Origin of the sequence: Bacillus sp. UMB0893 (genome assembly GCF_002858905.1) — a bacterium.
GTDB lineage: Bacteria > Bacillota > Bacilli > Bacillales > Bacillaceae > Bacillus_P.
Genome location: NZ_PKLB01000014.1, coordinates 1 through 23,419, shown reverse-complemented (window position 1 = coordinate 23,419; position 23,419 = coordinate 1). Strand labels below are relative to the sequence as shown.

Here is a 23,419-nt window from a genome sequence, read left to right as displayed (position 1 = left end):
GGGGTGCAGGAACGTGAGACTTGATAAATTTTTAAAGGTTTCGAGACTGATTAAAAGACGGACTCTGGCTAAAGAAGTATCTGATCAAGGCAGAATAACGGTAAATGGTATTGTGGCAAAAGCAAGTTCAATTGTAAAAGTGGGCGATGAGCTTGCAATTCAATTCGGTCAAAAGCGAATCTTTGTAAAAATTGAAAATTTACAGGATTCTTCTAAAAAAGAAGATGCAGCGGGTATGTATTCTTTAGTGAAAGAAGAGAAAATCTCCGAAGAATAGAGCTTGATATCATACGAGGGCTTGTTCTATTTCGCATTCTATGCTCATAGAAATAGGTAAGAATATTTCTAACAAGAATGCGGGGGTTAGGCAATGAATCAATATTATGATAATCAATCACAGCCTAAGGGAACGATACAAGAGCATGACGTTATTATGAGGGGCCGTAAGCTGCTTGATATTACGGGAGTAACCCATGTGGAAAGCTTCGATAATGAAGAATTTTTGCTTGAGACAGTGATGGGTGCGCTTGCGATCCGCGGTGAGAATCTCCAAATGAAAAATTTAGATGTCGATAAAGGAATTGTCTCGATTAAAGGGAGAATCTTTGACCTTGTATATTTGGATGAGCACCAGACGGAGAAAGCTAAAGGACTCTTTAGCAAGTTATTTAAATGACACTTTCCACACAAATCTTAACGATGCTTTCCATGATTGGCTCAGGCTGTTTTATTGGTGCATCTCTTGATACGTATGGCCGCTTTCTTATGCGGCCTAAGAGAGCCAAATGGGTTGTCTTCATAAATGACATTTTATTTTGGCTGGTACAAGGCCTCTTGCTATTTTATGTTCTTCTTTCTGTTAATGAAGGAGAGTTCCGCATCTATATCTTATTGGCATTGGTGTGCGGATTTGCGGCATACCAAAGCCTGATAAAAGGTGTGTACTTAGCCTTGCTGGAATTTTTGATCAAGTGCGTTGTCACTGTTTATAAAACCATTCTTAAAATGGGAAACTTCTTTCTCATCAAACCAATTATTGCTATATTCAAAATAACAATCACGATGATTAGCGGGCTTGTCATTTTTTTATGGAACTTGTTAAAATGGATAGCAAAGCTTGTTTTTTTAATCGTAAAAATCGTTTTGACTCCATTATTTTGGATATTGAAAGGCATGTGGAGGTTTGTTCCTGCATCAATCCGAAACTTTTTTTACAGGTTTTTCAAAAAAACAGCAGGATTTTATGAGAAAATCAAGAATATGAGTGGTAACTTATGGATTTCGTGGAAAAAGAAGAAATAAAGGAGGCTAATGAATGAGTCTCGCTAAAGACCGGAAAATTACGCAGCTTCAGTCACAGTATATGCAGCAGCAAGAGCGAAAAGAGCAGATTATAAAAAGACGCAAACGAGGATTAATACGGCGTTTGACATTATTTGGATTGATTGCGGCGGTAACTTCTGTTATCGTATTAACGACTCTCATTTCTCAATCCAGTGCAATTGATGAGAAGATTCACGAAGAGAAAGTGCTTCAATCTCAATTGACGAAGCTTGAAAAAGAAGAAAAAGTGCTGGAGGAAGAAATCGTTAAGTTGAATGATGATGAATATATTGCTAAAATTGCACGTCGGGACTATTTTTTATCTGAAGATAATGAGATTATCTTTAATTTGCCAAATAAAGATAAAGAGTAGTGTTGTTGACACTTGATTTTTGGATTATGTATAATTAAATAAATGAGTTTTTTATGTTTATTAAGGAGGAGCATTTTTTTTATGTCGATAGAAGTTGGCAGCAAGTTACAGGGTAAGGTAACGGGCATTACAAATTTCGGAGCGTTCGTAGAGCTTTCGGGTGGCACTACAGGACTCGTCCACATCAGTGAAGTTGCTGATAATTATGTGAAAGATATAAACGATCACTTAAAAGTCGGTGACGAGGTAACCGTTAAAGTCATCAATGTAGAAAAAGACGGAAAAATTGGCTTGTCAATTAAAAAGGCAATTGATCGTCCTGAGCGCCCAGAACGTTCAGAACGCCCGAATCGCTCAGACCGTCCAAACCGCTCAGATCGTCCAAGAGGCAGAACGAACAATACTGAATTCCGCCCTAAGGAAAACTTTGAGCAAAAGATGAGCAGATTCTTAAAAGACAGTGAGGATCGTTTATCATCACTTAAACGCAACACAGAATCTAAGCGTGGCGGTCGAGGAGCAAGAAGAGGTTAACTTGCTGCTATCTTATATAAATCTTGAACGGTAGAGAAGGCGCATTAATTGTGCTTTCTTTTTTTAATGTTTGACGAGACTCTACTGCCCTTTTGCTGAATGGTTTCAATATGACAATAAACACAGAATATTTCAACTTTATATTTTTTGTTGACGGAAGTCGAAATCCTTTGTATTATATATCTTGTGCCTTATAACAGTAAGGCGATAAAATGGCGGTGTAGCTCAGCTGGCTAGAGCGTACGGTTCATACCCGTGAGGTCGTGGGTTCGACTCCCTCCGCCGCTACCATTTTTTTGCATGGCCCGTTGGTCAAGCGGTTAAGACACCGCCCTTTCACGGCGGTAACACGGGTTCGAATCCCGTACGGGTCATACAGCAAACACAAGACATCATAAAAACCCTGGTTCTTCTTAATGAAGAGCCGGGGTTTTTTGTATTACTCTAAAAAGATAAAGTGGTGTCCGCCTTATTGTACCGGTAAAGTATTGCAAAGCCTGTGAATTATCAATAAAGTTTCTGCTCGTTCAACCCATTTTTCTCCAAGGTGCATTCAGGTTCGATTCCTATCCTTCACCTGCCATTCCGTTAAGACGAACAAAAAGGTTTTTAAGTGCATTTTGTCGCTATTCAAAAAAACAGTCGAACGTTTCTTTTTGACCGATGCGTTCTTTTGACAAAATCTTTTTTTGGCCTTAGATATAATAACCACATCATTAAAAAGTGGGGGAATGAAATATGGAAAAGGTAGAAAGAAGGGTTATAGAGCCAATTACGGAAGTTAATCTTGCCAGAACGCATCAATGGTTTAATCGTTCGTTACATCGTTTCGGGACAAGAATGCAGCTGCTTTTTATGCATAAAGGTCTGTTATATGTATTAATCGGCTTTTTGCTTGGACGAGCTCTCATCTTAACGGAAGTTCTGCCCTTTGCATTGCCGTTCTTCGGCGCTGTCCTATTAATGAAAAAGGATAAAGCGTTATTTGCCTCACTGTCCCTGATCTCAGGAGCTGTGACCATTTCATGGCAAACCTCCCTTTTCATAGCGGCTTCCATCCTCATCTTCCTTGTTTTGAACAAACTCACATCTCTTTTATATAAAGAAAAAATGAAGGCACTGCCTTTCGTTGTTTTTCTCTCCATGATGCTCACCAGAATTGGATACTTCTATCTACAAGACTCTCTCACTTTATACGATTATATGATGGCAGGAGTTGAATCAGGACTTGCTTTTATTTTAACACTCATCTTTTTGCAGAGTCTGCCCCTGATATCTGCGAGAAAGTACAAGCAATCTCTCAAAATAGAAGAAATTATCTGCATTATGATCTTGCTTGCATCAGTGCTTACTGGCTTTGTCGGTGTAACCTATCAAAACCTTCAGGCTGAACATATTTTATCGAGATATATTGTGCTTTTGTTTGCTTTTATTGGCGGATCGAGCATTGGCTGTACAGTAGGTGTTGTAACTGGCTTAATTTTAAGCTTGGCCAATGTGGGGAATCTTTATCAAATGAGTTTGCTTGCCTTCTCAGGTTTGCTTGGAGGACTGCTGAAAGAAGGTCAAAAATTCGGTGCAGCAATTGGCCTCTTAATAGGGTCACTGCTCATTTCCCTCTACGGGGAAGGGTCGAACGACTTAATGAAAAACTTATCAGAATCCCTCATTGCGATTGGGTTATTTCTATTAACACCAAAAGCAATTACAAATAAATTGGCTAAGCATATTCCAGGAACAAATGAACATACACAAGAACAGCAGCTGTATGTGAGAAAAATAAGAGATGTTACCGCACACAGGGTCGATCAATTCTCACAAGTTTTCCAAGCCCTATCAGAGAGCTTTGTAACATTCTATGAAAAAAATGAAGAATCTGAAGAACAAAGGGGAACCGATTTATTTTTAAGCACCATTACAGAAAAAACATGTCAGACCTGCTTCAAAAAAGAACGATGCTGGGTGCAGAACTTTGATACAACGTATGATTATATGAAAACAATTATGCATGAAAGCAAAGAAAATACGTATCAGGGAAATCGAAAATTAAGAAAGGATTTTGAGAAATACTGTTCAAAATCGAAAAAAGTAGAGGAGGCTATTGATCAGGAAATTAACTATTACCACGCAAACGAAAAACTAAAGGAGCAGGTACAGGAAAGCAGAAGGCTTGTAGCAGAACAGCTATTAGGTGTATCGCAGGTTATGGAAGATTTTTCAAAAGAAATTAAACGTGAAAGAGAGAACCATTTTGTTCAGGAAGAGCAAATCTTGGAGGCAATTCAAAGCTTTGGAATTGAAATCGGTCATGTGGACATTTACAGCCTTGAGCAAGGGAATGTCGATATCGAAATGAGCATTCCATTTTGCAATGGTCATGGGGAATGCGAGAAGATTATCGCGCCAATGCTGTCAGATATATTGGAAGAGTCGGTTATTGTGAAGCATGAGGAATGCTCAAGCTATCCGAATGGATATTGCCATGTTTCATTTGGATCTTCAAGAACATATAGGGTTGATTCTGGTGTGGCACATGCTGCAAAAGGGGGAGGACTCGTTTCAGGAGACAGTTATTCAACCATTGAACTCGGATTTGGAAAATATGCAATTGCGATCAGTGATGGAATGGGCAACGGAGTGAGAGCTCATTTTGAGAGCAATGAGACAATAAAATTGCTGCAAAAGATTCTTCAATCGGGGATTGAAGAAAAGGTTGCGATTAAAACTATTAATTCTATTTTATCTTTAAGAACAACAGATGAAATTTTTTCAACGCTTGATCTGGCAATTGTGGATCTTCAGGATGCAACCTGCAAGTTTTTAAAGATTGGATCTACTCCAAGCTATATTAAAAGGGGTGACCAAATCATGAAGATTCAAGCAAGCAACTTGCCGATGGGGATTATTGATGAATTTGAGGTTGATGTAGTCGGTGAGCAGCTGAAAGCAGGTGACCTGCTTATCATGATGAGCGATGGTATCTTTGAGGGGCCGAAGCATGTGGAAAATCACGATTTGTGGATGAAACGGAAAATAAAAGAACTGGAAACGATGGATCCGCAAGAAGTAGCGGACTTAATTATGGAGGAGGTCATTCGGACAAGAGCGGGGAAAATTGAGGATGACATGACCGTAGTTGTCGGGAAAATAGATCATAACACACCTAAATGGGCATCTATTCCCACCTCAAAACATTACAAAAAACAGAAGGTGATGTAGAAGAATCACGATTTGAATAAGCCCCTTCTAAAGTATAAAACTCTTAAATACTGGCGAGGATGATAGTACATTATTTCCTTGGTGATAAGAGGATGCGGAAGTGTCAAAAATCCCATGAATATATAGGTTCTTCATTTTTCTAGAACTGCATGAGAATTTTGAATACCGTGATCCCTTTTGACTAACAAGCCAATTAGGAGGGGACAAGAATGAATAAGGGTAAGTTAAAGCAAATTCTTCTTATTACGGATGGCTGCTCAAACCACGGGGAGGACCCGATTGCGATGGCAGCACTTGCAAAAGAACAAGGTATTACAGTAAACGTGATTGGAATTGTAGAAGAAAACGTGATTGATAAAGAAGCCATTGATGAAATAGAAGGCATTGCAATGTCTGGCGGAGGTGTAAGCCAAGTCGTATATGCCCACCAGCTTTCTCAAACAGTTCAAATGGTAACAAGACAAGCAATGACTCAGACACTTCAGGGGGTTGTGAATTCAGAGCTGCAGCAAATACTCGGCAAGAAAGTGACGATGGAAGAACTTTCACCAGAAAAACGGGGAGAGGTGATGGAAGTCGTAGATGAGCTCGGTGAAACGATTGGAATGGAAATATTAATTTTGGTCGATACAAGCGGAAGCATGAAGCCCAAGCTGCCAACAGTAAAAGAATCCCTTCTCGATTTATCTATCAGCTTGAATTCGAGAATAGGGGAAAATCAATTTTCAGTGTCTGTATTTCCTGGGAAAAAGGACGAAGTTGAAACGATTCTCGAATGGACACCGAAACTTGAATCTCTTTCCTCTATTTTTCCTAAACTTACAACAGGCGGCATCACACCGACAGGACCTGCCATTCGTGATGGCATCCACTCATTTAAGAAAAAGCGTTCTTTAAGGAGTTTGCTCTCAGATGATGAACAATACTTGGGCGAATCAAACATGTAAACTTGCTCCGGGCACAATCATTACAGGAAAGTGGCATCACCAGCATTACCGGATCTTAAAGCCGCTTGGGCAGGGTGCTACCGGGATTGTCTATTTGGCAGAAGGCAAAATTGGTCTAACAGCCCTGAAGGTAAGTGAGAACAGTATGTCCATTACCTCTGAAGTCAATGTCCTTAAACACTTTTCTAAGGTCCAAGGCATTACCTCTAAGGTCCAGGGAACTTCCCTTGGGCCTGCTTTGATTGATGTAGATGATTGGATAAATCCGATCTCCAGAACACAAGTTCCTTTTTATGTTATGGAATACGTTAAAGGTAAACAGTACCTTGATTTTATAGAGGCAAACGGAGAGGAATGGATTGGGGTTTTAACCATTCAGCTGCTCTCAAATTTACAAGAGCTTCATCAGGCAGGATGGGTTTTTGGAGATTTAAAGCCTGAAAATCTGATTGTTAGTGACAGACCTGTACAGCTGCGTTTTATAGATGTTGGCGGAACAACACTGAATGGAAGATCGATAAAAGAATTCACCGATTTTTTTGACCGCGGCTATTGGGGGCTGGGCACTCGTAAAGCAGAGCCATCTTACGATTTATTTGCTGCCGCTATGATCGTAATCAACTCAGTTTATCCTAAGAGGTTTAAGAAGAATGAGAATGGCGCCCAGCAGCTGATTGACGTCCTTCAATCAAACCCTTACTTGCATAAGCATTCTTCCGTTTTGAAAAATGCAATTATGGGAAAATACAAGTATGCATCAGAAATGAAACGAGATTTTCTCCAGTCACTTTATACAATGCCAAGCCGAAGGGCTTCTGTTGTCCAAAAGCAGTCTTCTGGCGCCAAAAGACAGTCTGCTAGAAAACAATCAGCTTCCGCCATAAAACAGTCCTCTCAGCCGAAGTCAACACGTGTACAAGTCAAGAGAAAGAAGAACAAGGTAAGCGGATGGATCGAAACACTGATGATTATTGCAGCGTTGTGCATTATCTATTCATTCTATGTTTATCATTATCTCCTGTAAATTTGATAAATGTGTGAACGAAGGACTTCTCTTTTGCAGACGCCAAAGAATGCGTGATAGTATTAATGTGCACTAATTATTAAATCCAGCAATAAAAAGAGGAATGCCATGCTAGAACGTTTCCGCACTTTTCTAAATGTGAACAATATAAAAGAATCAACTGTTTTGATTGGAGTATCAGGTGGTCCTGATTCGCTTGCTCTTCTTCATTTATTCATGAGGTTCCAAATGGCATATCAGATTAAAGTGATTGCTGTTCATGTGGATCATATGTTTAGAGGCGCTCAATCTGAAGAAGAAATGGATTTTGTTATGAACTATTGCCGTTTAAACGGAATCGTATGCGAGGCCGTCCAGCTGAATGTTACTGAATTTGCAGAAAAGCACCCGAAAATGAGTGCTCAAATGGCTGCCAGGGAATGCCGCTATTCTTTTTTCGGTGAGATCATGGCAAAGTATGAGGCTCCGTTTTTGGCATTAGGTCATCATGGAGATGACCAAATTGAAACCATTTTAATGAGAATGGTTAGAGGCGGTATAGGTGCATCACTAGCCGGGATTCCTGAAATCCGCCAGTTTAACGGCGGAAAAATCATTCGTCCTTTTTTATCCTTTACAAAGGAAGAAATCATTCAATATTGCAATGATCATCAGTTAGCCCCACGGTACGATCCGAGCAACGAGAAGCTGGCTTATACGAGAAATCGCTTTCGCAAACTTGTTTTGCCATTCCTTAAGGCAGAAAACCCCAAGGTACATGAAAGATTTCAATTTTTCAGCAAGACATTTAGTGAGGATGAGCACTTCTTACAGGAATTAACGAATGAGAAATTGAATACAGTATTGGAAAGGAAAGAAAAGAACGAAATTGAATTAAATATTGAAATGTTTAAAACCCTGCCTATGCCTTTACAAAGAAGAGCTATTCAACTAATATTAAACTATCTTTATGAAGATATTCCATCTTCCCTTTCTTCTATACATATAGAGAGTCTTCAGTCTTTACTCTCGCAAAAACATCCTTCCGGTTCACTTGATTACCCCGACGGTCTAAAAGTAATCAAATCTTATCAAACGTGTTTGTTTACTTTTGAACAAAACACCGGCCAGTCATATGAGAAGCAGGTAGCTGTTCCATCTAGCATAATGCTTCCAAACGGGGATATGATAACTTGTGAAATCGCGGATAGGTGTCCTGCCGGATTGTCAGGGAATAATGTGTTCGTCATGCCGCATTCTTCTGTAAATATGCCTTTGCTTATCCGTACAAGAAAGCAGGGCGATAAAATCAAACTGAAGGGCATGAACGGTACGAAAAAAGTAAAAGATATATTTATTGACGCAAAAGTACCGATCAATAAAAGAAACAGCTGGCCTGTTTTAGAAGATGGCTGCGGGAATATCCTTTGGCTTCCCGGTCTTAAGAAATCTTCATTTGAAGAATCCCATTCGCCAAAGGGTGATTATGTTGTATTTCAATATAAAGAGCAATGATTTTGTAGGGGGCAACTTGTAATGAAGCAGGATATCGAAAAAGTTTTAATTTCCGAAGAAGAGATTAGTCACAAAGTAAAAGAATTGGGCAAAGTGCTTACAGAAGAATATAAAGACCGCTTTCCTCTTGCAATCGGTGTTTTGAAAGGTGCAATGCCTTTTATGGCTGATTTGCTGAAAAGCATTGATACATACTTGGAAATGGACTTTATGGATGTTTCAAGTTATGGTACATCTACAGTATCTTCTGGAGAGGTTAAGATTCTTAAGGATTTGGATACTTCAGTAGAGGGCAGAGACATCCTGATCATCGAAGACATTATTGACAGCGGATTAACACTCAGCTACCTTGTGGAGCTTTTCCGTTACCGCAAAGCAAAAACAATCAGCATTGTTACATTGCTTGATAAACCGACTGGAAGAAAAGCTGATATCCAAGCGGACTATGTATGTTTTGAGGTACCTGATGCATTTGTTGTCGGATATGGTTTGGACTACATCGAACGTTATCGCAATCTTCCTTATATCGGCGTGCTGAAGCCTGAAGTATATCAAAATAAATAAGCCTTGAGATTTGTCAAGTACACAAATGGCTAATTAGTTGTATTGGTATGATTTTCTATGATACTATTTAAAATAGTTGTGTTTACTGTGGGAGGAGGTAAGGAATGAATCGGATCTTCCGTAATACCATATTTTATTTATTAATCTTTTTAGTGGTTATTGGAGTTGTCAGTTTTTTTCAAGGAAACAATACGAAAACTGAACCTTTAACTTACAGCACTTTCATTTCTAAACTTGAGGCTGGGGATGTTAAAGAAATTACCATTCAGCCATTGCGCGGGGTTTATGAGGTTAAAGGTCAATTAGATGATTATAAAGAAGATGAATTATTTGTAACTCATGTTTTAAGTGACAAAGCTATGGACCGAGTCGATGCTGCTGCTGCAGGAAATGAAACAAGCGTTAAGTTCGTTCCTGCTGAAGAAACAAGCGGGTGGGTAACGTTCTTTACATCCATCATTCCTTTTGTCATTATCTTTATTCTCTTCTTCTTCTTGCTTAACCAGGCTCAGGGCGGCGGGAGCCGTGTCATGAACTTCGGAAAAAGCAAAGCTAAGCTGTACAGTGAAGAAAAGAAAAAAGTCAGATTTAAAGATGTTGCAGGTGCAGATGAAGAGAAACAAGAGCTGATTGAAGTCGTGGAATTCCTGAAAGATCCGCGTAAATTCGCAGAACTTGGTGCACGCATACCAAAAGGTGTTCTCCTTGTAGGACCTCCTGGTACGGGTAAAACTCTTCTTGCCAGAGCAGCAGCCGGCGAAGCTGGCGTGCCATTCTTCTCAATCAGCGGATCTGATTTCGTTGAAATGTTTGTTGGTGTAGGTGCTTCACGTGTCCGCGATTTGTTCGAGAATGCAAAAAAGAACGCACCTTGTATTATCTTTATTGATGAAATTGATGCGGTTGGACGTCAGCGCGGTGCTGGTCTTGGCGGAGGCCACGATGAGCGTGAACAGACTCTTAACCAATTGCTTGTTGAAATGGATGGGTTTGGCGGAAATGAAGGAATCATTATGATTGCTGCCACTAACCGACCTGATATTCTTGATCCTGCATTATTGCGTCCAGGCCGTTTCGACCGTCAAATTACAGTTGACCGCCCTGACCTAAAAGGCCGTGAAGCTGTACTTGAAGTACATGCCCGCAATAAACCTTTAGATGATTCTGTCAACCTAAAGTCAATTGCTGCCCGTACTCCTGGTTTCTCTGGAGCAGATCTTGAAAACTTGCTGAATGAGGCTGCCCTTGTTGCTGCCCGCCGTGACAAGAAAAAAGTAGATATGACAGACATCGATGAAGCTACAGATCGAGTCATTGCCGGCCCTGCGAAAAAAAGCCGTGTTATTTCTCAAAAAGAACGAAAAATTGTTGCTTATCATGAAGCAGGCCATACAATCATCGGTGTAATTCTTGATGAAGCTGATATGGTCCATAAAGTAACAATCGTACCTCGCGGCCAAGCTGGCGGTTATGCTGTTATGCTGCCGAAAGAGGATCGTTACTTCATGACGAAGCCGGAATTGCTGGATAAGATTACTGGATTGCTTGGCGGACGTGTTGCGGAAGACATCGTTTTTGGCGAGGTCAGCACAGGTGCATCCAATGACTTCCAGCGTGCGACTGGCATAGCCCGCCGCATGGTTACAGAGTTTGGTATGAGTGATAAGCTTGGTCCATTGCAATTCGGCCAATCTCAAGGACAGGTGTTCTTAGGACGTGACTTTAATAGCGAGCAAAACTATAGTGATGCAATTGCACATGAAATTGATATGGAAGTGCAGCGCTTTATTAAAGAAAGCTATGAACGGGCTAAGAAGATTCTTACTGAGAATCGTGATAAATTAGAGCTTATTGCTCAAACACTTCTTGAAATTGAAACGCTTGATGCTGAACAAATTAAACATCTTGTAGATCATGGCAAATTGCCCGATCGCCCGGCAGCTGACCTTGATAGAAAACAAGAAGATGTAAAAGTAAACATTCTTCCGAAAAAGGATGAAGAACAGACATCTGACATACATGAAGATCGAAAAGAAGACTGATTTACCTAAAGAACCGCAAGTTCATCCTGAGCTTGCGGTTCTTTCTTTTTGCAATTCATCTCCTAAAAAGAATAAAATAAGTATGCTGCGCTCGCTTTTCTTCAGGCTTTTTTCTAAAAACCCTGCTAACAGCCGTGAATGAGTCTAACTACTTAAAGCAACAATCTTGTGTTCATGATAAAAATGTTCGTTTGTTCTTTCTTTAAGAAGATTCTATTACGCTTCTCATATGATATGATTGGAAAGAATGAGCTTGTAATTGGTAAGAGAAACTATAAAAAGTGGTGATACATATGTTTTTAGTTTTGGATGTTGGGAATACAAATACTGTTTTAGGTGTATTTGAAGGCGACGAATTAAAGCACCATTGGAGAATTGAAACGACAAGAAATAAAACAGAAGATGAGTTCGGCATGCTGATCAAATCACTTTTTCAGCATGAAGGCATTCAGCTTTCTGATATAAAGGGAATTATCATTTCATCCGTTGTTCCTCCGATTATGTTCTCACTAGAGAGAATGTGCAGTAAATATTTTCAGCAGAAGCCTTTAGTTGTAGGACCGGGGATCAAAACAGGTCTTAACATCAAGTATGAAAATCCGCGCGAAGTGGGTGCTGACAGAATTGTAAATGCTGTAGCTGGCATTCATCTATACGGAAGCCCGCTGATCATTGTTGATTTTGGAACAGCTACGACCTATTGTTACATAAATGAGGAAAAACAATATATGGGTGGAGCTATTGCACCTGGCATAAATATTTCAACAGAAGCGTTATATTCCAGAGCTGCCAAGCTTCCTAGAATTGAAATTGCCAGACCGGACGATATTATAGGGAAGAATACAGTGAGCGCGATGCAGGCTGGTATTTTATTTGGCTATGTGGGACAAGTGGAAGGCATCGTTAATAGAATGAAACAACAGGCTAAAGCAGAGCCTAAGGTTATTGCGACAGGAGGGCTTGCTTCTTTGATTGCGTCAGAATCTAAAGTGATTGAAATTGTAGACCCGTTCCTTACCTTAAAAGGCTTGCAGCTTATCTACGAAAGAAACAGCATTTAATTTTTGGAAGGTGATCAATATGGATTATTTAGTAAAAGCGCTTGCGTTTGATGGCCAAGTGCGTGCATATGCAGTACGAACAACTGAAACAGTCGGTGAAGCGCAAAGAAGACATCAGACATGGCCGACAGCTTCTGCGGCTTTAGGGCGCTCTATGACCGCGGGCGTCATGCTTGGATCAATGCTTAAAGGCGAAGATAAAATGACAATCAAAGTTGAGGGAGGAGGGCCTATCGGTGTTATTATTGTTGACAGTAATGCCAAGGGCGAGGTGCGGGGATATGTAACCAATCCGCAAACTCATTTTGATCTTAATGAAAAAGGGAAGCTTGATGTTGCAAGAGCGGTAGGTACTTCAGGTATGCTTTCCATTGTAAAAGATCTTGGAATGAAAGAACACTTTACAGGTTCGGTTCCTATTGTTTCCGGAGAATTAGGCGAAGATTTTACGTATTATCTTGTTTCCTCAGAACAGGTCCCATCATCTGTCGGGGTAGGAGTACTTGTTAATCCAGATAACACAATCCTTGCATCAGGAGGATTTATCATTCAATTAATGCCTGGAACTGATGAGAGAACCATTATAGAAATAGAAAAGCGTCTTGGAAGTGTTGAGCCAATCTCTAAATTAATTCAAAAAGGACTAACGCCTGAAGAAATTCTTTTTGAAGTATTAGGTAAGGAGAATGTGAAGCTTCTTGATAAACAGTCTGTCGCATTCCATTGCCCATGCTCGCGCGAAAGAATAGCAAATGCCATTATCAGTCTTGGAGCAGACGAAATTCAAAGTATGATTGAGGAAGATGGCAAAGCAGAAGCTGAATGCCATTTCTGCAACGAAAGATACCATTTCAATAAAGAAGAATTAGCGGATTTAAGAGAAGAAGCTTCAAACTGATCGATTAAGTAGGAGTTGGAGAAATGAGTGGGAAAACATTATGGCCGATCATTTTTGGTCTCGTCATCATTAATTGTTTTACCTTGGCATATTTTTTAACGAAGAATGACGCAGTTCCTGCTCTCGGAACTGGAGCAAAACAAGGATCCGAAGAAATTGCTGTTATTGGTAAGGAAGAAATTACAAGGGAAGAGTGGATGGCGGAGCTTGAGGAGCGTTTTGGAAAAGAAACGCTTGAAGAGATGGTTAATTTTAAGGTAGTAGAAGAGCTTGCAGAAAAGCATGACATCGAAATTTCAAAAGAAGAATTGGATCGCGAATTGACGATGTACAAAGCAGTGTATAATAACCTCGATAATGAGGATTTAACCAATTCAGAAGAACTGCGAGAGCAAATCAGGTACAGTATTTTATTGGAAGAGCTTTTAACAAAGGACGTTGAAATCTCGGATAAGGAACTTCAAGCCTACTATGATTCAAATAAAGAACTCTATTCAATTGATGAATCCTTCCACTTATTTCATATTGTGACGAAGTCAAAGAAAGAGGCATTAAAAGTAATCGAGGAATTAAAAGGCGGTTCAAGCTTTGAAGCGCTCGCATCTGAACAATCACTGGATGAGTTTACTGCAAATGAGGGCGGAGAATTAGGATTTGTGTCAGCTGATAATGACTATCTTCCAGCTCAATATATTGACGTAGCTAAAAGTCTGAAGAAGGACGAATGGAGTCAGCCGATTAAGAGTGATTTAGGTTTTTCTGTTATTTTATTAAAAGAAAAGCTTGATGGTGTGCAGTACTCTCTTGAAGATGTGAAAAAGCAAATAAGAAGGCAAATTGCACTAGAACAAATGGAGGGTGCTGTTTCAGTAAAACCATTATGGGAAGAAGCTGGTGTTACATGGTTCTACGGGAATGAAACTTCCAAAGAATAACCGCAAACCTGCATCCGAGAAGTAAGAAAAGATTGACAATTCAGATTAACGTTGGTACATTTTTTATAATGCCAATAAAAATACTCGGAAATAGAGGTGGTTAGATTGACACGTGTAGCAAATTCTATACACGAACTAATTGGGGAAACACCGATTGTAAAGTTAAATCGAATCGTAGAAGAGAACAGTGCTGATATTTACTTGAAGCTGGAGTTTATGAACCCGGGCAGCAGTGTGAAAGACCGTATTGCACTTGCGATGATAGAGGCAGCAGAAGAAAAAGGTCTTCTGAAAGCAGGAGATACGATTATCGAACCGACCAGCGGAAACACAGGCATCGGTTTAGCAATGGTCGCAGCAGCTAAAGGCATAAAGGCCATTCTCGTTATGCCTGAAACAATGAGTATGGAACGCCGCAATCTTTTAAGAGCGTACGGTGCAGAGCTTGTATTGACTCCTGGTCCTGAAGGCATGGGCGGCGCGATTCGCAAAGCTGAAGAATTGTCTAAAGAACATGGATATTTCATGCCTCAGCAATTTAAAAATGAAGCAAACCCTGAAGTTCACCGTAAAACAACTGGCCCTGAAATTGTAAGCCAAATGGGAGATCAGCTTGATGCCTTTATTGCAGGCATAGGAACAGGCGGAACCATCACAGGTGCGGGCCAAGTGCTGAAAGAAGCTTATCCAGGAATTAAGATCTATGCAATTGAACCGACAGATTCTCCAGTATTGTCTGGAGGTAAGCCGGGTCCACATAAAATTCAGGGAATAGGTGCAGGATTTGTGCCTGAAATCCTGAATACAGACATATACGACGGAGTCATTACCGTTAAAAACGAAGAAGCTTTCGAGGTTGCGCGCCAAGTGGCAAAAGAAGAAGGCATACTCGGCGGAATATCTTCCGGTGCAGCCATTAAAGCTGCCCTGCAAGTTGCAAAGGAATTAGGAAAAGGCAAAAAAGTTTTAGCCATCATCCCAAGCAATGGAGAAAGATACTTAAGTACTCCGCTTTATCAATTTGATTAAAAAACAGCCTCCGGGCTGTTTTTTCTTTTAAAGATAAGAAAGTATACAGTTTTGTACAGTGATGCCAAGCGCAAGCAGCTAACTCCTCGGTCAGAACGGATCTGCCATGCCTGCACTGTCCAAGGCGCTTGCGCTTTTCATAACATTGTCTTCCACTTTCAATAATTTCATCATGTAATCTTCCCGGGTTTTATGTAAAATGAAATTATGAGTTTTTAAGGAGAGGGTACAGATGCATCTTGAGAGAAAGCCGCTCGCAAAAAAAGCGGAATACAGCCTTGATTTCTTTAAACAATATCAGCATCTATCAAAACAAGAAGAATATCATGCTTTTCTAGAAAGCGGCAGAGGCGGACGGTACAGTATTGCAGGTCTTCGCCCGGCTGCAATCGTTAAAGGGAAAGATTCTGTTTTATCGATAAACGCTGCAGATTCATCAGAAGAAAGAACAGGAAATCTTCTTGATACATTCAGAGAATGGTTTGCCGGATATAAATCGGCAAAAGATGAGACACTTCCTGATTTTCAGGGAGGGGCAATTGGCTTTTTCAGCTATGATTGTGTAAGATATTTTGAAAAATTGGATCATCGCTCAGAAGATGATTTAGAAACACCTGATTTATACTTTCTGCTTTTTGACGATCTCACTGTTTTTGATCACCAAGAGAAGACTGTTTGGTTCATTACTCACTATAGGCAGGATAGCGAAGTTGATGCAGCGAAGCAGCGGCTTTCTGAAATGGAGCACCGATGGACTGAAGTTCACACTGAGCCTTTTATTCATAAAAGAATTGAGCCCGCAAAAAATGAATCAATGCCGCATGCTTTTTCGAAAGAAACATTTATGGATGCGGTAGATAAGATTAAGGAATATATCGCAAGCGGCGATGTCTTTCAAGTGAATTTATCTGTAAGGCAAACACAGCCGCTAGCCGTTCATCCGCTCAAAATATATGAGACACTGCGAGAATTAAATCCTTCTCCTTACATGGCATATCTTGAATTTAAAGATTTCCAGATTGTCAGCGGGTCACCAGAGCTTTTGGTTAAGATTGATGGTAAGCAAGCAAGCACTCGTCCAATTGCAGGAACACGCTCAAGAGGAAAAGATGAAGATGAGGACACGAAGCTTGCGAATGATCTCATTGAAAACGAGAAGGAACGGGCAGAACATGTCATGCTCGTGGATCTTGAAAGAAACGATCTAGGCAGAGTGTGCAAGTACGGAACGGTTGAAGTGAACGAGTTTATGGTCATTGAGAAGTATTCACACGTGATGCATATTGTCTCAAACGTACAAGGAACGTTAGCAGATGACATGGACTATATGGATGTATTTAAAGGTGTTTTCCCTGGCGGAACAATAACAGGAGCCCCAAAAATCAGAACGATGGAGATCATAGAAGAATTAGAGCCAACCCGAAGAGGCATCTATACCGGCTCAATCGGCTGGATTGGTTATAATGGAGATATGGAGCTCAACATTGTTATCCGCACGCTTCTTGCTAAAGATGGACATGCATACATCCAGTCTGGGGCAGGAATCGTTATTGATTCAAATCCTAAGCATGAATTTAAAGAATCATTAAAAAAGGCGCAGGCCTCATTGAAAGCAAAAGAGCTGAGTGAAGAAGAGAATATGACTGTATGAGGTGAGAAAGATGATTTTAATGATCGATAATTATGATTCGTTTACTTTTAATTTAGTGCAGTATTTAGGTGAGCTTGGAGAAGAGCTGGTTGTCCGCAGAAATGATGAAATCACTTTAGAAGAAATAGAAGAGCTGGCACCGGACTTCTTAATGATATCACCAGGACCATGCAGTCCGAATGAAGCGGGGATCAGTCTTGCTGCAATCGAACGCTTTGCCGGGAAGATTCCCATTTTCGGAGTATGTCTTGGGCATCAATCCATTGCTCAAGTATTTGGCGGAGACGTTGTGCGCGCGGAACGCTTAATGCATGGGAAAACGTCAGAAATGCATCATGATGGGAATACGGTATTTCAGGACATGCAAAATCCATTTACGGCAACACGCTATCATTCATTAATTGTGAAAAAAGAAACACTGCCGGATTGTTTTGAGATTTCAGCTTGGACAGATGAAGATGAAATCATGGCCATTCGACACAAGTCACTCCCGATCGAAGGGGTTCAATTTCATCCTGAATCCATCATGACCTCTTTTGGAAAAGATCTATTGGGCAATTTCATTAAGAGATACCAATCTGCTGGGAAAATGGTTTAGCATGTATGTATATCTACCTTAATTCAAACTATGTAAAGGAAGAGGAAGCTAACATTTCCCCCTTCGACCATGGATATCTGTATGGATTAGGGGCATTTGAAACATTCCGATTGTATAATGGGCATCCTTTTTTACTGAAAGATCATCTGGATCGTTTGCAGGATGCCATGCAGCATCTTCACATTCACTTAGATATCAAAAGTCTTAAAGTAGAAAAGATCATTCAGAAGCTGCTTAAGCTGAACCAGTTAGAGAATGAAAATGTCTCAGTCCGTTTGAATATTTCAGCGGGTGCGGGAGAACTTGCATTCGGAGCGATGGATTATGCGGAGCCGACTGTGATGCTTTTTATGAAGAAATTGCCTGCAGCGCCAAAGGATATAGAAAAGCGAGGGCAGATATTAACCATTCGCCGCAATACTCCTGAGGGGGAACAGCGTCTGAAATCCCATCATTATCTTAATAATGTTCTGGCAAAGCATGAAATCGGAAATGATCCATCAGTTGAAGGAATCTTTTTAACAAAAGAAGGTTTTGTAGCAGAAGGAATTGTATCAAATCTTTTTTGGGTGAAAGACAATGCGGTATACACACCTTCGATTGATACCGGCATTTTAAATGGGATCACACGTCAGTTCATTATTCAGTGCTTGAACAAGCGCAAGATCCATGTAGAAGAAGGAACTTATAAGCTGGAGGAGTTAATGAGTGCTGAGGAAGTATTTGCGACAAACTCCGTGCAAGAAATTGTTCCTATAAGAGATATTTCTTCCCAATCTTTTTCTGGGAAAAAAGGTGAAATTACGCAAACACTACAAAAGATATATATGCAACATAAAATGCTGCTGAAAAGCAGAGATGAGCTGTAAAGGAATTGATGCGAGGATGGACACGATCTTACTGGATGATAAAAAACAAATAGAATGCGGACCTTATACATTAAATCTTAATGAGAAAACATTTATTATGGGAATCTTAAATCTAACTCCGGACTCTTTTTCTGATGGAGGAAAGTTTAATCATGTGGAGTCAGCACTGGCACATGCAGAAGAAATGATTGCAAATGGAGCAGATATTATTGATGTAGGCGGTGAATCAACAAGGCCTGGTGCTGAATATGTTGATGCTGCCGAAGAGATCAAGAGAGTGGTTCCAATCATTGAAAAATTATCAAAGTCAATCAATGTTCCGATTTCAATTGATACGTACAAAGCGGAGGTAGCTGAGCAGGCTGTCATTGCCGGGGCGACGATCATCAATGATGTATGGGGGGCAAAAGCAGATCCAAATATGGCTGCAGTTGCGGCTAAGTACGAAGTGCCCATCATCTTAATGCATAATCGCGCCGAACGAAATTATGAACAGTTAATTCCTGATATGATAGCAGATCTAAAAGAAAGTGTTGAAATTGCCAAGCGTGCAGGTGTTCAAGATGATAAAATCATTTTAGATCCGGGGATTGGTTTTGCGAAAACACAGGAAGATAACCTTGTTGTCATGAGGAACCTCGAAGTATTTGCGAAACTTGGCTATCCAGTCCTCTTAGGGACATCGAGAAAATCCTTCATTGGCCGCATTCTTGACTTGCCTCCATCTGATAGAATGGAAGGGACGGGTGCAACTGTATGCCTGGGCATCGAAAAAGGCTGCAGCATCGTGCGTGTACATGATGTACTGGGAATTGCCAGGATGGCTAAAATGATGGATGCAATGCTCGGTAAAGGAGTGGTTTCTCATGGATAAAATATTCGTGAACGGTATGGAATTCTACGGATATCATGGTGTTTTCGCAGAAGAAACGAAATTAGGCCAGCGTTTCCGTGCGGACCTTACAATTGAGCTTGATTTGCAGGAAGCGGGACGTACGGATGATCTTAAGCATACTGTGAATTATGCTTCACTTTATAAGATCTGTAAAAACATTGCAGAAGGTAAACCATATAAGCTGGTAGAATCTGTTGCGGAAAAAATTACTGAACAAGTATTGTCAGAATTTCAGCAGGTCAGCTATTGCACGGTAAAACTGTACAAGCCGGATCCTCCGATTCCAGGCCACTATCAATTTGTAGCCGTTGAAATCAGAAGAGGCCGAACATGAATGAAGCACAGCTTGCATTAGGCTCCAATATAGGCAACAGAGAGCGTTATTTAAAAGATGCCATCTTAAGCTTGCACGGGCATTCATCTATAGAGGTTGTAAAAATTTCCTCTATTTATGAAACAGATCCTATCGGCTATGAGGATCAGGATGCATTTTTAAACATGGTGCTCTCCGTTCGCACTGATTTATCAGCATTCCAGCTATTGAGAGAAATGCAGCAGATCGAGAAAAGGCTGGGCCGGGTAAGAGACATAAAATGGGGTCCGCGAACTTTAGACCTTGACATTTTATTGTTTAATCATGAAAATATTGAAACAGAGCAACTAATTATTCCTCACCCAAGGATGTTAGAACGTTCGTTTGTTTTAATACCGCTTCATGAGATTGAACATGATATCAGGATTCCAAACAGCAATCAGCCGCTTTCGGTTATTATAGATCAATTAACGGACAAAAAAGGAGTACGAATATGGAAGCAGAAAAATGGGGAAGACGTATTCGCGCTTTTCGAAAGCTAAAGGGTTATACTCAAGAGAGTTTTGCAAAAGACCTTGGGATTTCCGTTTCTGTTTTAGGTGAAGTTGAACGAGGGAACAGGCTGCCAAATGATCAGTTCATACAGGAGGTAGCTGACGCACTGAACGTCACCAAAGAAGAATTATCACCAAGAGATTAATGATAGAGGCTTTTTTCTGAAAGATTGTCGCTTTTCGAAAACAACAATCTTTGCGAACAGTCATGAAAGAGTAAGGAGGTTAAATAATGTTTAAAATTGGCGACATTCAAATTAAGAACCGCGTCGTTCTTGCGCCGATGGCCGGAGTCTGCAACTCTGCTTTCCGCCTGACGGTTAAAGAATTCGGAGCGGGATTGGTATGTGCTGAAATGGTTAGTGATAAAGCGATCCTTTATAACAACGCAAAAACAATGGGAATGCTGTACATTGACGAGCGTGAAAAGCCGCTAAGCCTGCAAATTTTCGGAGGCAAAAAAGATACATTGGTAGAAGCAGCTAAGTTTGTTGAGAAAAACACAACTGCAGATATCATTGATATTAATATGGGATGCCCGGTGCCTAAGATTACGAAGTGTGATGCGGGTGCGAGATGGCTATTAGATCCAGACAAAATTTATGATATGGTTTCCGCTGTTGTAGATGCTGTTGAAAAGCCTGTAACAGTTAAAATGCGCATGGGCTGGGATGACAAGCATATCTATGCAGTCCGAAATGCTCAGGCAGTAGAAAGAGCGGGCGGTAAAGCTGTAGCATTGCACGGCCGCACAAGAGTTCAGATGTATGAAGGAACAGCAAATTGGGATATCATTAAAGAAGTTAAACAATCTGTCAATATTCCTGTTATCGGAAATGGGGATGTGCAAACACCTCAAGATGCTCAAAGAATGCTTGAAGAAACAGGTGTAGATGGTGTAATGATCGGCCGTGCTGCCCTTGGAAATCCATGGATGATTTACCGTACGGTTCAGTATCTTGAAACCGGCCAACTGATTGGTGAGCCATCTGTTCGTGAAAAAATGGATGTATGTAAACTTCACTTAGATCGCTTAATCGCTTTGAAAGGCGAAACAGTAGCTGTCAGAGAAATGAGAAAGCATGCTGCTTGGTACCTTAAAGGAATCCGCGGCAATGCTATTGTAAGAAACGCTATCAACACAATGGATACAAGAGATGAGCTTGTGAACTTGCTGGATGAGTTCACATTAGAGGTTGAGGCAAAACAACAATGCAGCATTCAGGCAGGCTAATCTATCTTCTTCCCTGCGATTGCATACTGCCAGTTTGAACTGGCAGTTTTTCTGCTTTCGTTCATAAATAATAGAATTGGAGCTGATTTTATGAGTCAAGAAGAATTATCCCATGAAGAGTTGAATGACCAGCTGAAAGTTAGACGGGAAAAACTACATACCCTGCGTGAAAAAGGATTGGATCCGTTCGGCAAGCGTTTTGAACGTACTGGATATACAGCACAATTAGTTCGTGAATACAGTGAAATTTCAAAAGAAGACCTTGAGGAAAGAGAAATCTCTGTTACTCTGGCTGGCAGAATCATGACAAAGCGCGGCAAAGGAAAAGCTGGATTTGCTCATATTCAAGACCTTGAAGGACAAATTCAAATCTATGTGCGCAAAGACGCAGTCGGCGATGATCAGTATGAACTTTTCAACACAGCTGATCTTGGTGATATTGTTGGCGTTTCAGGTGTCATGTTCAAGACAAAAGTAGGTGAATTGTCAATTAAAGTGACAAGCTTTGAATTGCTTACAAAATCATTGCGTCCATTACCTGACAAATTTCATGGTTTAAAAGACATTGAACAGCGCTACCGTCAAAGGTATCTTGATTTGATTATGAACGATGAAAGCAAAAGCACATTTATCGCGCGCAGCAAAATCATTCAGTCAATGCGCCGCTATTTAGACCAAAACGGATACTTAGAAGTTGAAACGCCTACCATGCATACAATTGCAGGGGGAGCATCTGCACGCCCATTTGTGACCCATCACAACGCTCTTGATATGCAATTATATATGCGTATTGCAATTGAACTTCATCTGAAAAGACTTATTGTTGGCGGATTAGAGAAAGTATATGAAATCGGCCGTGTTTACAGAAATGAGGGCATTTCTACACGCCACAATCCTGAATTCACAATGATTGAACTCTATGAAGCATACGCTGATTATCGGGACATCATGGCATTGACTGAGAACCTGATTGCTCATATTGCTAAAGAAGTAACAGGATCAACTAAAGTTACTTATGGAGAATATGAAATAGACCTTCAGCCGGAATGGAAGAGACTTCATATGGTTGATGCAATTAAAGAACGCACAGGTGTAGACTTCTGGCAAGAAATGAGCGTTGAAGAAGCACGTGCTCACGCAGCTGAGAACAACGTGGAAATTAATAATAATATGACGGTTGGACATATCATCAATGAATTCTTCGAACAAAAAGTAGAAGAGCATTTAATTGAACCAACTTTCATCTTTGGACATCCAGTTGAGATTTCGCCTCTTGCGAAGAAAAACGATGAAGACCCGCGCTTTACAGATCGTTTTGAACTATTCATTGTAGCCCGTGAGCATGCAAACGCATTTACTGAATTAAATGATCCGATTGATCAGAAAGAGCGCTTTGAAGCACAATTGCAAGAAAGAGAGCAAGGCAATGATGAAGCACATATGATGGATGAAGATTTCATTGAAGCTCTGGAGTATGGAATGCCTCCAACAGGCGGTCTTGGAATCGGAATTGATCGTGTTGTCATGCTATTAACAAACTCTTCTTCTATAAGAGACGTATTGTTATTTCCACATATGAGACACCGTTAATGAACCTAAAAACCCTCCGTTAAAATGCGGAGGGTTTTTTATTTATAATTATTTATAAAAAAGTCTTGCTTAATAAGCTTAGCGGTGATATATTATTAAACGTTGCCGCAAAAAAGCAACGACAAACGAAAATAAAAAGCTGAAAAGAGTGCTTGACTTAACAAAGTAAATTTGTTATTATAATAAAGTTGCTCTTGCAGCAAATGATCTTTGAAAACTAAACAAAACCAAAAGCGTACCAAACGTTTTAAATTTTTGAAGTCAGCAACAAA

General features: G+C 40.4%; 24 protein-coding genes and 2 tRNA genes. All 26 read left to right on the top strand.

Annotation, left to right across the window (positions count from 1 at the left end; genetic code table 11):
• The first annotated feature begins 13 nt into the window (after positions 1-13).
• The 26 genes from CYJ36_RS22275 to lysS all read left to right on the top strand — a co-directional run bounded on the left by CYJ36_RS22275 (position 14) and on the right by lysS (position 23,147).
• Positions 14-277: an RNA-binding S4 domain-containing protein gene (locus CYJ36_RS22275; protein WP_101569432.1), complete on the top strand. Its 264-nt coding sequence runs from the start codon at positions 14-16 to the stop codon at positions 275-277.
• Positions 278-370: 93 nt separating this feature from the next.
• On the top strand, positions 371-676 hold the full coding sequence (gene yabP / locus CYJ36_RS22270) for a sporulation protein YabP (protein ID WP_070877658.1): 306 nt from the start codon (positions 371-373) through the stop codon (positions 674-676).
• Positions 673-1,302: a spore cortex biosynthesis protein YabQ gene (gene yabQ / locus CYJ36_RS22265; RefSeq protein ID WP_101569431.1), complete on the top strand. Its 630-nt coding sequence runs from the start codon at positions 673-675 to the stop codon at positions 1,300-1,302. The genes yabP and yabQ overlap by 4 nt, the downstream gene beginning before the upstream one ends.
• A 13-nt stretch (positions 1,303-1,315) precedes the next feature.
• Entirely contained in the window at positions 1,316-1,696 is a 381-nt protein-coding gene (locus CYJ36_RS22260) for an FtsB family cell division protein (RefSeq protein WP_101569430.1), read from the top strand.
• A gap of 81 nt (positions 1,697-1,777) precedes the next feature.
• Complete coding sequence (locus CYJ36_RS22255; RefSeq protein ID WP_101569429.1) at positions 1,778-2,230, top strand: S1 domain-containing RNA-binding protein; 453 nt, start codon at positions 1,778-1,780, stop codon at positions 2,228-2,230.
• A 214-nt stretch (positions 2,231-2,444) separates the two neighbouring features.
• A tRNA-Met gene (locus CYJ36_RS22250) sits at positions 2,445-2,521 on the top strand.
• 11 nt (positions 2,522-2,532) lie between these two features.
• Positions 2,533-2,604 (top strand) — tRNA-Glu (locus CYJ36_RS22245).
• 364 nt (positions 2,605-2,968) lie between these two features.
• A complete protein-coding gene (spoIIE, locus tag CYJ36_RS22240; RefSeq protein WP_101569428.1) occupies positions 2,969-5,449 on the top strand; it encodes a stage II sporulation protein E in 2,481 nt (826 codons plus the stop codon).
• A 209-nt stretch (positions 5,450-5,658) separates the two neighbouring features.
• Complete coding sequence (locus CYJ36_RS22235; RefSeq protein WP_101569427.1) at positions 5,659-6,396, top strand: VWA domain-containing protein; 738 nt, start codon at positions 5,659-5,661, stop codon at positions 6,394-6,396.
• Positions 6,362-7,420, top strand: a complete 1,059-nt coding sequence (locus tag CYJ36_RS22230) for a protein kinase domain-containing protein (RefSeq protein WP_101569426.1) — start codon at positions 6,362-6,364, stop codon at positions 7,418-7,420. Before CYJ36_RS22235 ends, CYJ36_RS22230 begins: the two co-directional genes overlap by 35 nt.
• A 108-nt stretch (positions 7,421-7,528) precedes the next feature.
• A complete protein-coding gene (gene tilS / locus CYJ36_RS22225) occupies positions 7,529-8,914 on the top strand; it encodes a tRNA lysidine(34) synthetase TilS (RefSeq protein ID WP_101569425.1) in 1,386 nt (461 codons plus the stop codon).
• Positions 8,915-8,935: 21 nt separating this feature from the next.
• On the top strand, positions 8,936-9,478 hold the full coding sequence (gene hpt, locus CYJ36_RS22220) for a hypoxanthine phosphoribosyltransferase (RefSeq protein WP_101569424.1): 543 nt from the start codon (positions 8,936-8,938) through the stop codon (positions 9,476-9,478).
• 104 nt (positions 9,479-9,582) lie between these two features.
• Positions 9,583-11,520: an ATP-dependent zinc metalloprotease FtsH gene (ftsH, locus tag CYJ36_RS22215; protein ID WP_101569423.1), complete on the top strand. Its 1,938-nt coding sequence runs from the start codon at positions 9,583-9,585 to the stop codon at positions 11,518-11,520.
• 293 nt (positions 11,521-11,813) lie between these two features.
• On the top strand, positions 11,814-12,581 hold the full coding sequence (locus CYJ36_RS22210) for a type III pantothenate kinase (protein WP_101569422.1): 768 nt from the start codon (positions 11,814-11,816) through the stop codon (positions 12,579-12,581).
• Between the two features lie 19 nt (positions 12,582-12,600).
• Complete coding sequence (gene hslO / locus CYJ36_RS22205; protein WP_101569421.1) at positions 12,601-13,479, top strand: Hsp33 family molecular chaperone HslO; 879 nt, start codon at positions 12,601-12,603, stop codon at positions 13,477-13,479.
• Positions 13,480-13,502: 23 nt separating this feature from the next.
• Entirely contained in the window at positions 13,503-14,414 is a 912-nt protein-coding gene (locus tag CYJ36_RS22200) for a peptidyl-prolyl cis-trans isomerase (RefSeq protein WP_101569420.1), read from the top strand.
• A 105-nt stretch (positions 14,415-14,519) separates the two neighbouring features.
• Positions 14,520-15,443: a cysteine synthase A gene (gene cysK / locus CYJ36_RS22195; protein ID WP_101569419.1), complete on the top strand. Its 924-nt coding sequence runs from the start codon at positions 14,520-14,522 to the stop codon at positions 15,441-15,443.
• 232 nt (positions 15,444-15,675) lie between these two features.
• The gene (gene trpE, locus CYJ36_RS22190) at positions 15,676-17,094 is read left to right on the top strand and encodes an anthranilate synthase component I (protein ID WP_101569418.1); all 1,419 of its coding nucleotides are present in this window, start codon (positions 15,676-15,678) and stop codon (positions 17,092-17,094) included.
• 10 nt (positions 17,095-17,104) lie between these two features.
• Complete coding sequence (gene pabA, locus CYJ36_RS22185; RefSeq protein WP_101569417.1) at positions 17,105-17,692, top strand: aminodeoxychorismate/anthranilate synthase component II; 588 nt, start codon at positions 17,105-17,107, stop codon at positions 17,690-17,692.
• A 5-nt stretch (positions 17,693-17,697) separates the two neighbouring features.
• Entirely contained in the window at positions 17,698-18,561 is an 864-nt protein-coding gene (gene pabC / locus CYJ36_RS22180; RefSeq protein WP_101569416.1) for an aminodeoxychorismate lyase, read from the top strand.
• A gap of 16 nt (positions 18,562-18,577) precedes the next feature.
• Complete coding sequence (gene folP / locus CYJ36_RS22175; protein WP_101569415.1) at positions 18,578-19,435, top strand: dihydropteroate synthase; 858 nt, start codon at positions 18,578-18,580, stop codon at positions 19,433-19,435.
• Positions 19,428-19,790 (top strand): dihydroneopterin aldolase, encoded by a 363-nt coding sequence (folB, locus tag CYJ36_RS22170; protein WP_101569414.1) that lies wholly within the window; start codon positions 19,428-19,430, stop codon positions 19,788-19,790. The genes folP and folB overlap by 8 nt, the downstream gene beginning before the upstream one ends.
• Positions 19,787-20,311: a 2-amino-4-hydroxy-6-hydroxymethyldihydropteridine diphosphokinase gene (gene folK, locus CYJ36_RS22165; protein ID WP_101569413.1), complete on the top strand. Its 525-nt coding sequence runs from the start codon at positions 19,787-19,789 to the stop codon at positions 20,309-20,311. Before folB ends, folK begins: the two co-directional genes overlap by 4 nt.
• On the top strand, positions 20,263-20,469 hold the full coding sequence (locus CYJ36_RS22160) for a helix-turn-helix domain-containing protein (RefSeq protein ID WP_101569412.1): 207 nt from the start codon (positions 20,263-20,265) through the stop codon (positions 20,467-20,469). The genes folK and CYJ36_RS22160 overlap by 49 nt, the downstream gene beginning before the upstream one ends.
• Before the next feature lie 86 nt (positions 20,470-20,555).
• Positions 20,556-21,557: a tRNA dihydrouridine synthase DusB gene (gene dusB, locus CYJ36_RS22155; protein WP_101569411.1), complete on the top strand. Its 1,002-nt coding sequence runs from the start codon at positions 20,556-20,558 to the stop codon at positions 21,555-21,557.
• Between the two features lie 90 nt (positions 21,558-21,647).
• Positions 21,648-23,147 carry a lysine--tRNA ligase gene (gene lysS, locus CYJ36_RS22150; protein ID WP_101569410.1) on the top strand — a complete coding sequence of 500 codons (1,500 nt, stop codon included), beginning with the start codon at positions 21,648-21,650 and terminating at the stop codon, positions 23,145-23,147.
• Positions 23,148-23,419 lie beyond the last annotated feature (272 nt).

Coding starts and splice junctions, on each gene's coding strand:
- yabP (WP_070877658.1), top strand. CDS start 371: ATGAATCAATATTATGATAATCAATCACAGCCTAAGGGAACGATACAA.
- yabQ (WP_101569431.1), top strand. CDS start 673: ATGACACTTTCCACACAAATCTTAACGATGCTTTCCATGATTGGCTCA.
- CYJ36_RS22260 (WP_101569430.1), top strand. CDS start 1,316: ATGAGTCTCGCTAAAGACCGGAAAATTACGCAGCTTCAGTCACAGTAT.
- CYJ36_RS22255 (WP_101569429.1), top strand. CDS start 1,778: ATGTCGATAGAAGTTGGCAGCAAGTTACAGGGTAAGGTAACGGGCATT.
- spoIIE (WP_101569428.1), top strand. CDS start 2,969: ATGGAAAAGGTAGAAAGAAGGGTTATAGAGCCAATTACGGAAGTTAAT.
- CYJ36_RS22235 (WP_101569427.1), top strand. CDS start 5,659: ATGAATAAGGGTAAGTTAAAGCAAATTCTTCTTATTACGGATGGCTGC.
- CYJ36_RS22230 (WP_101569426.1), top strand. CDS start 6,362: ATGATGAACAATACTTGGGCGAATCAAACATGTAAACTTGCTCCGGGC.
- tilS (WP_101569425.1), top strand. CDS start 7,529: ATGCTAGAACGTTTCCGCACTTTTCTAAATGTGAACAATATAAAAGAA.
- hpt (WP_101569424.1), top strand. CDS start 8,936: ATGAAGCAGGATATCGAAAAAGTTTTAATTTCCGAAGAAGAGATTAGT.
- ftsH (WP_101569423.1), top strand. CDS start 9,583: ATGAATCGGATCTTCCGTAATACCATATTTTATTTATTAATCTTTTTA.
- CYJ36_RS22210 (WP_101569422.1), top strand. CDS start 11,814: ATGTTTTTAGTTTTGGATGTTGGGAATACAAATACTGTTTTAGGTGTA.
- hslO (WP_101569421.1), top strand. CDS start 12,601: ATGGATTATTTAGTAAAAGCGCTTGCGTTTGATGGCCAAGTGCGTGCA.
- CYJ36_RS22200 (WP_101569420.1), top strand. CDS start 13,503: ATGAGTGGGAAAACATTATGGCCGATCATTTTTGGTCTCGTCATCATT.
- trpE (WP_101569418.1), top strand. CDS start 15,676: ATGCATCTTGAGAGAAAGCCGCTCGCAAAAAAAGCGGAATACAGCCTT.
- pabA (WP_101569417.1), top strand. CDS start 17,105: ATGATTTTAATGATCGATAATTATGATTCGTTTACTTTTAATTTAGTG.
- pabC (WP_101569416.1), top strand. CDS start 17,698: ATGTATATCTACCTTAATTCAAACTATGTAAAGGAAGAGGAAGCTAAC.
- folP (WP_101569415.1), top strand. CDS start 18,578: ATGGACACGATCTTACTGGATGATAAAAAACAAATAGAATGCGGACCT.
- folB (WP_101569414.1), top strand. CDS start 19,428: ATGGATAAAATATTCGTGAACGGTATGGAATTCTACGGATATCATGGT.
- folK (WP_101569413.1), top strand. CDS start 19,787: ATGAATGAAGCACAGCTTGCATTAGGCTCCAATATAGGCAACAGAGAG.
- CYJ36_RS22160 (WP_101569412.1), top strand. CDS start 20,263: ATGGAAGCAGAAAAATGGGGAAGACGTATTCGCGCTTTTCGAAAGCTA.
- dusB (WP_101569411.1), top strand. CDS start 20,556: ATGTTTAAAATTGGCGACATTCAAATTAAGAACCGCGTCGTTCTTGCG.
- lysS (WP_101569410.1), top strand. CDS start 21,648: ATGAGTCAAGAAGAATTATCCCATGAAGAGTTGAATGACCAGCTGAAA.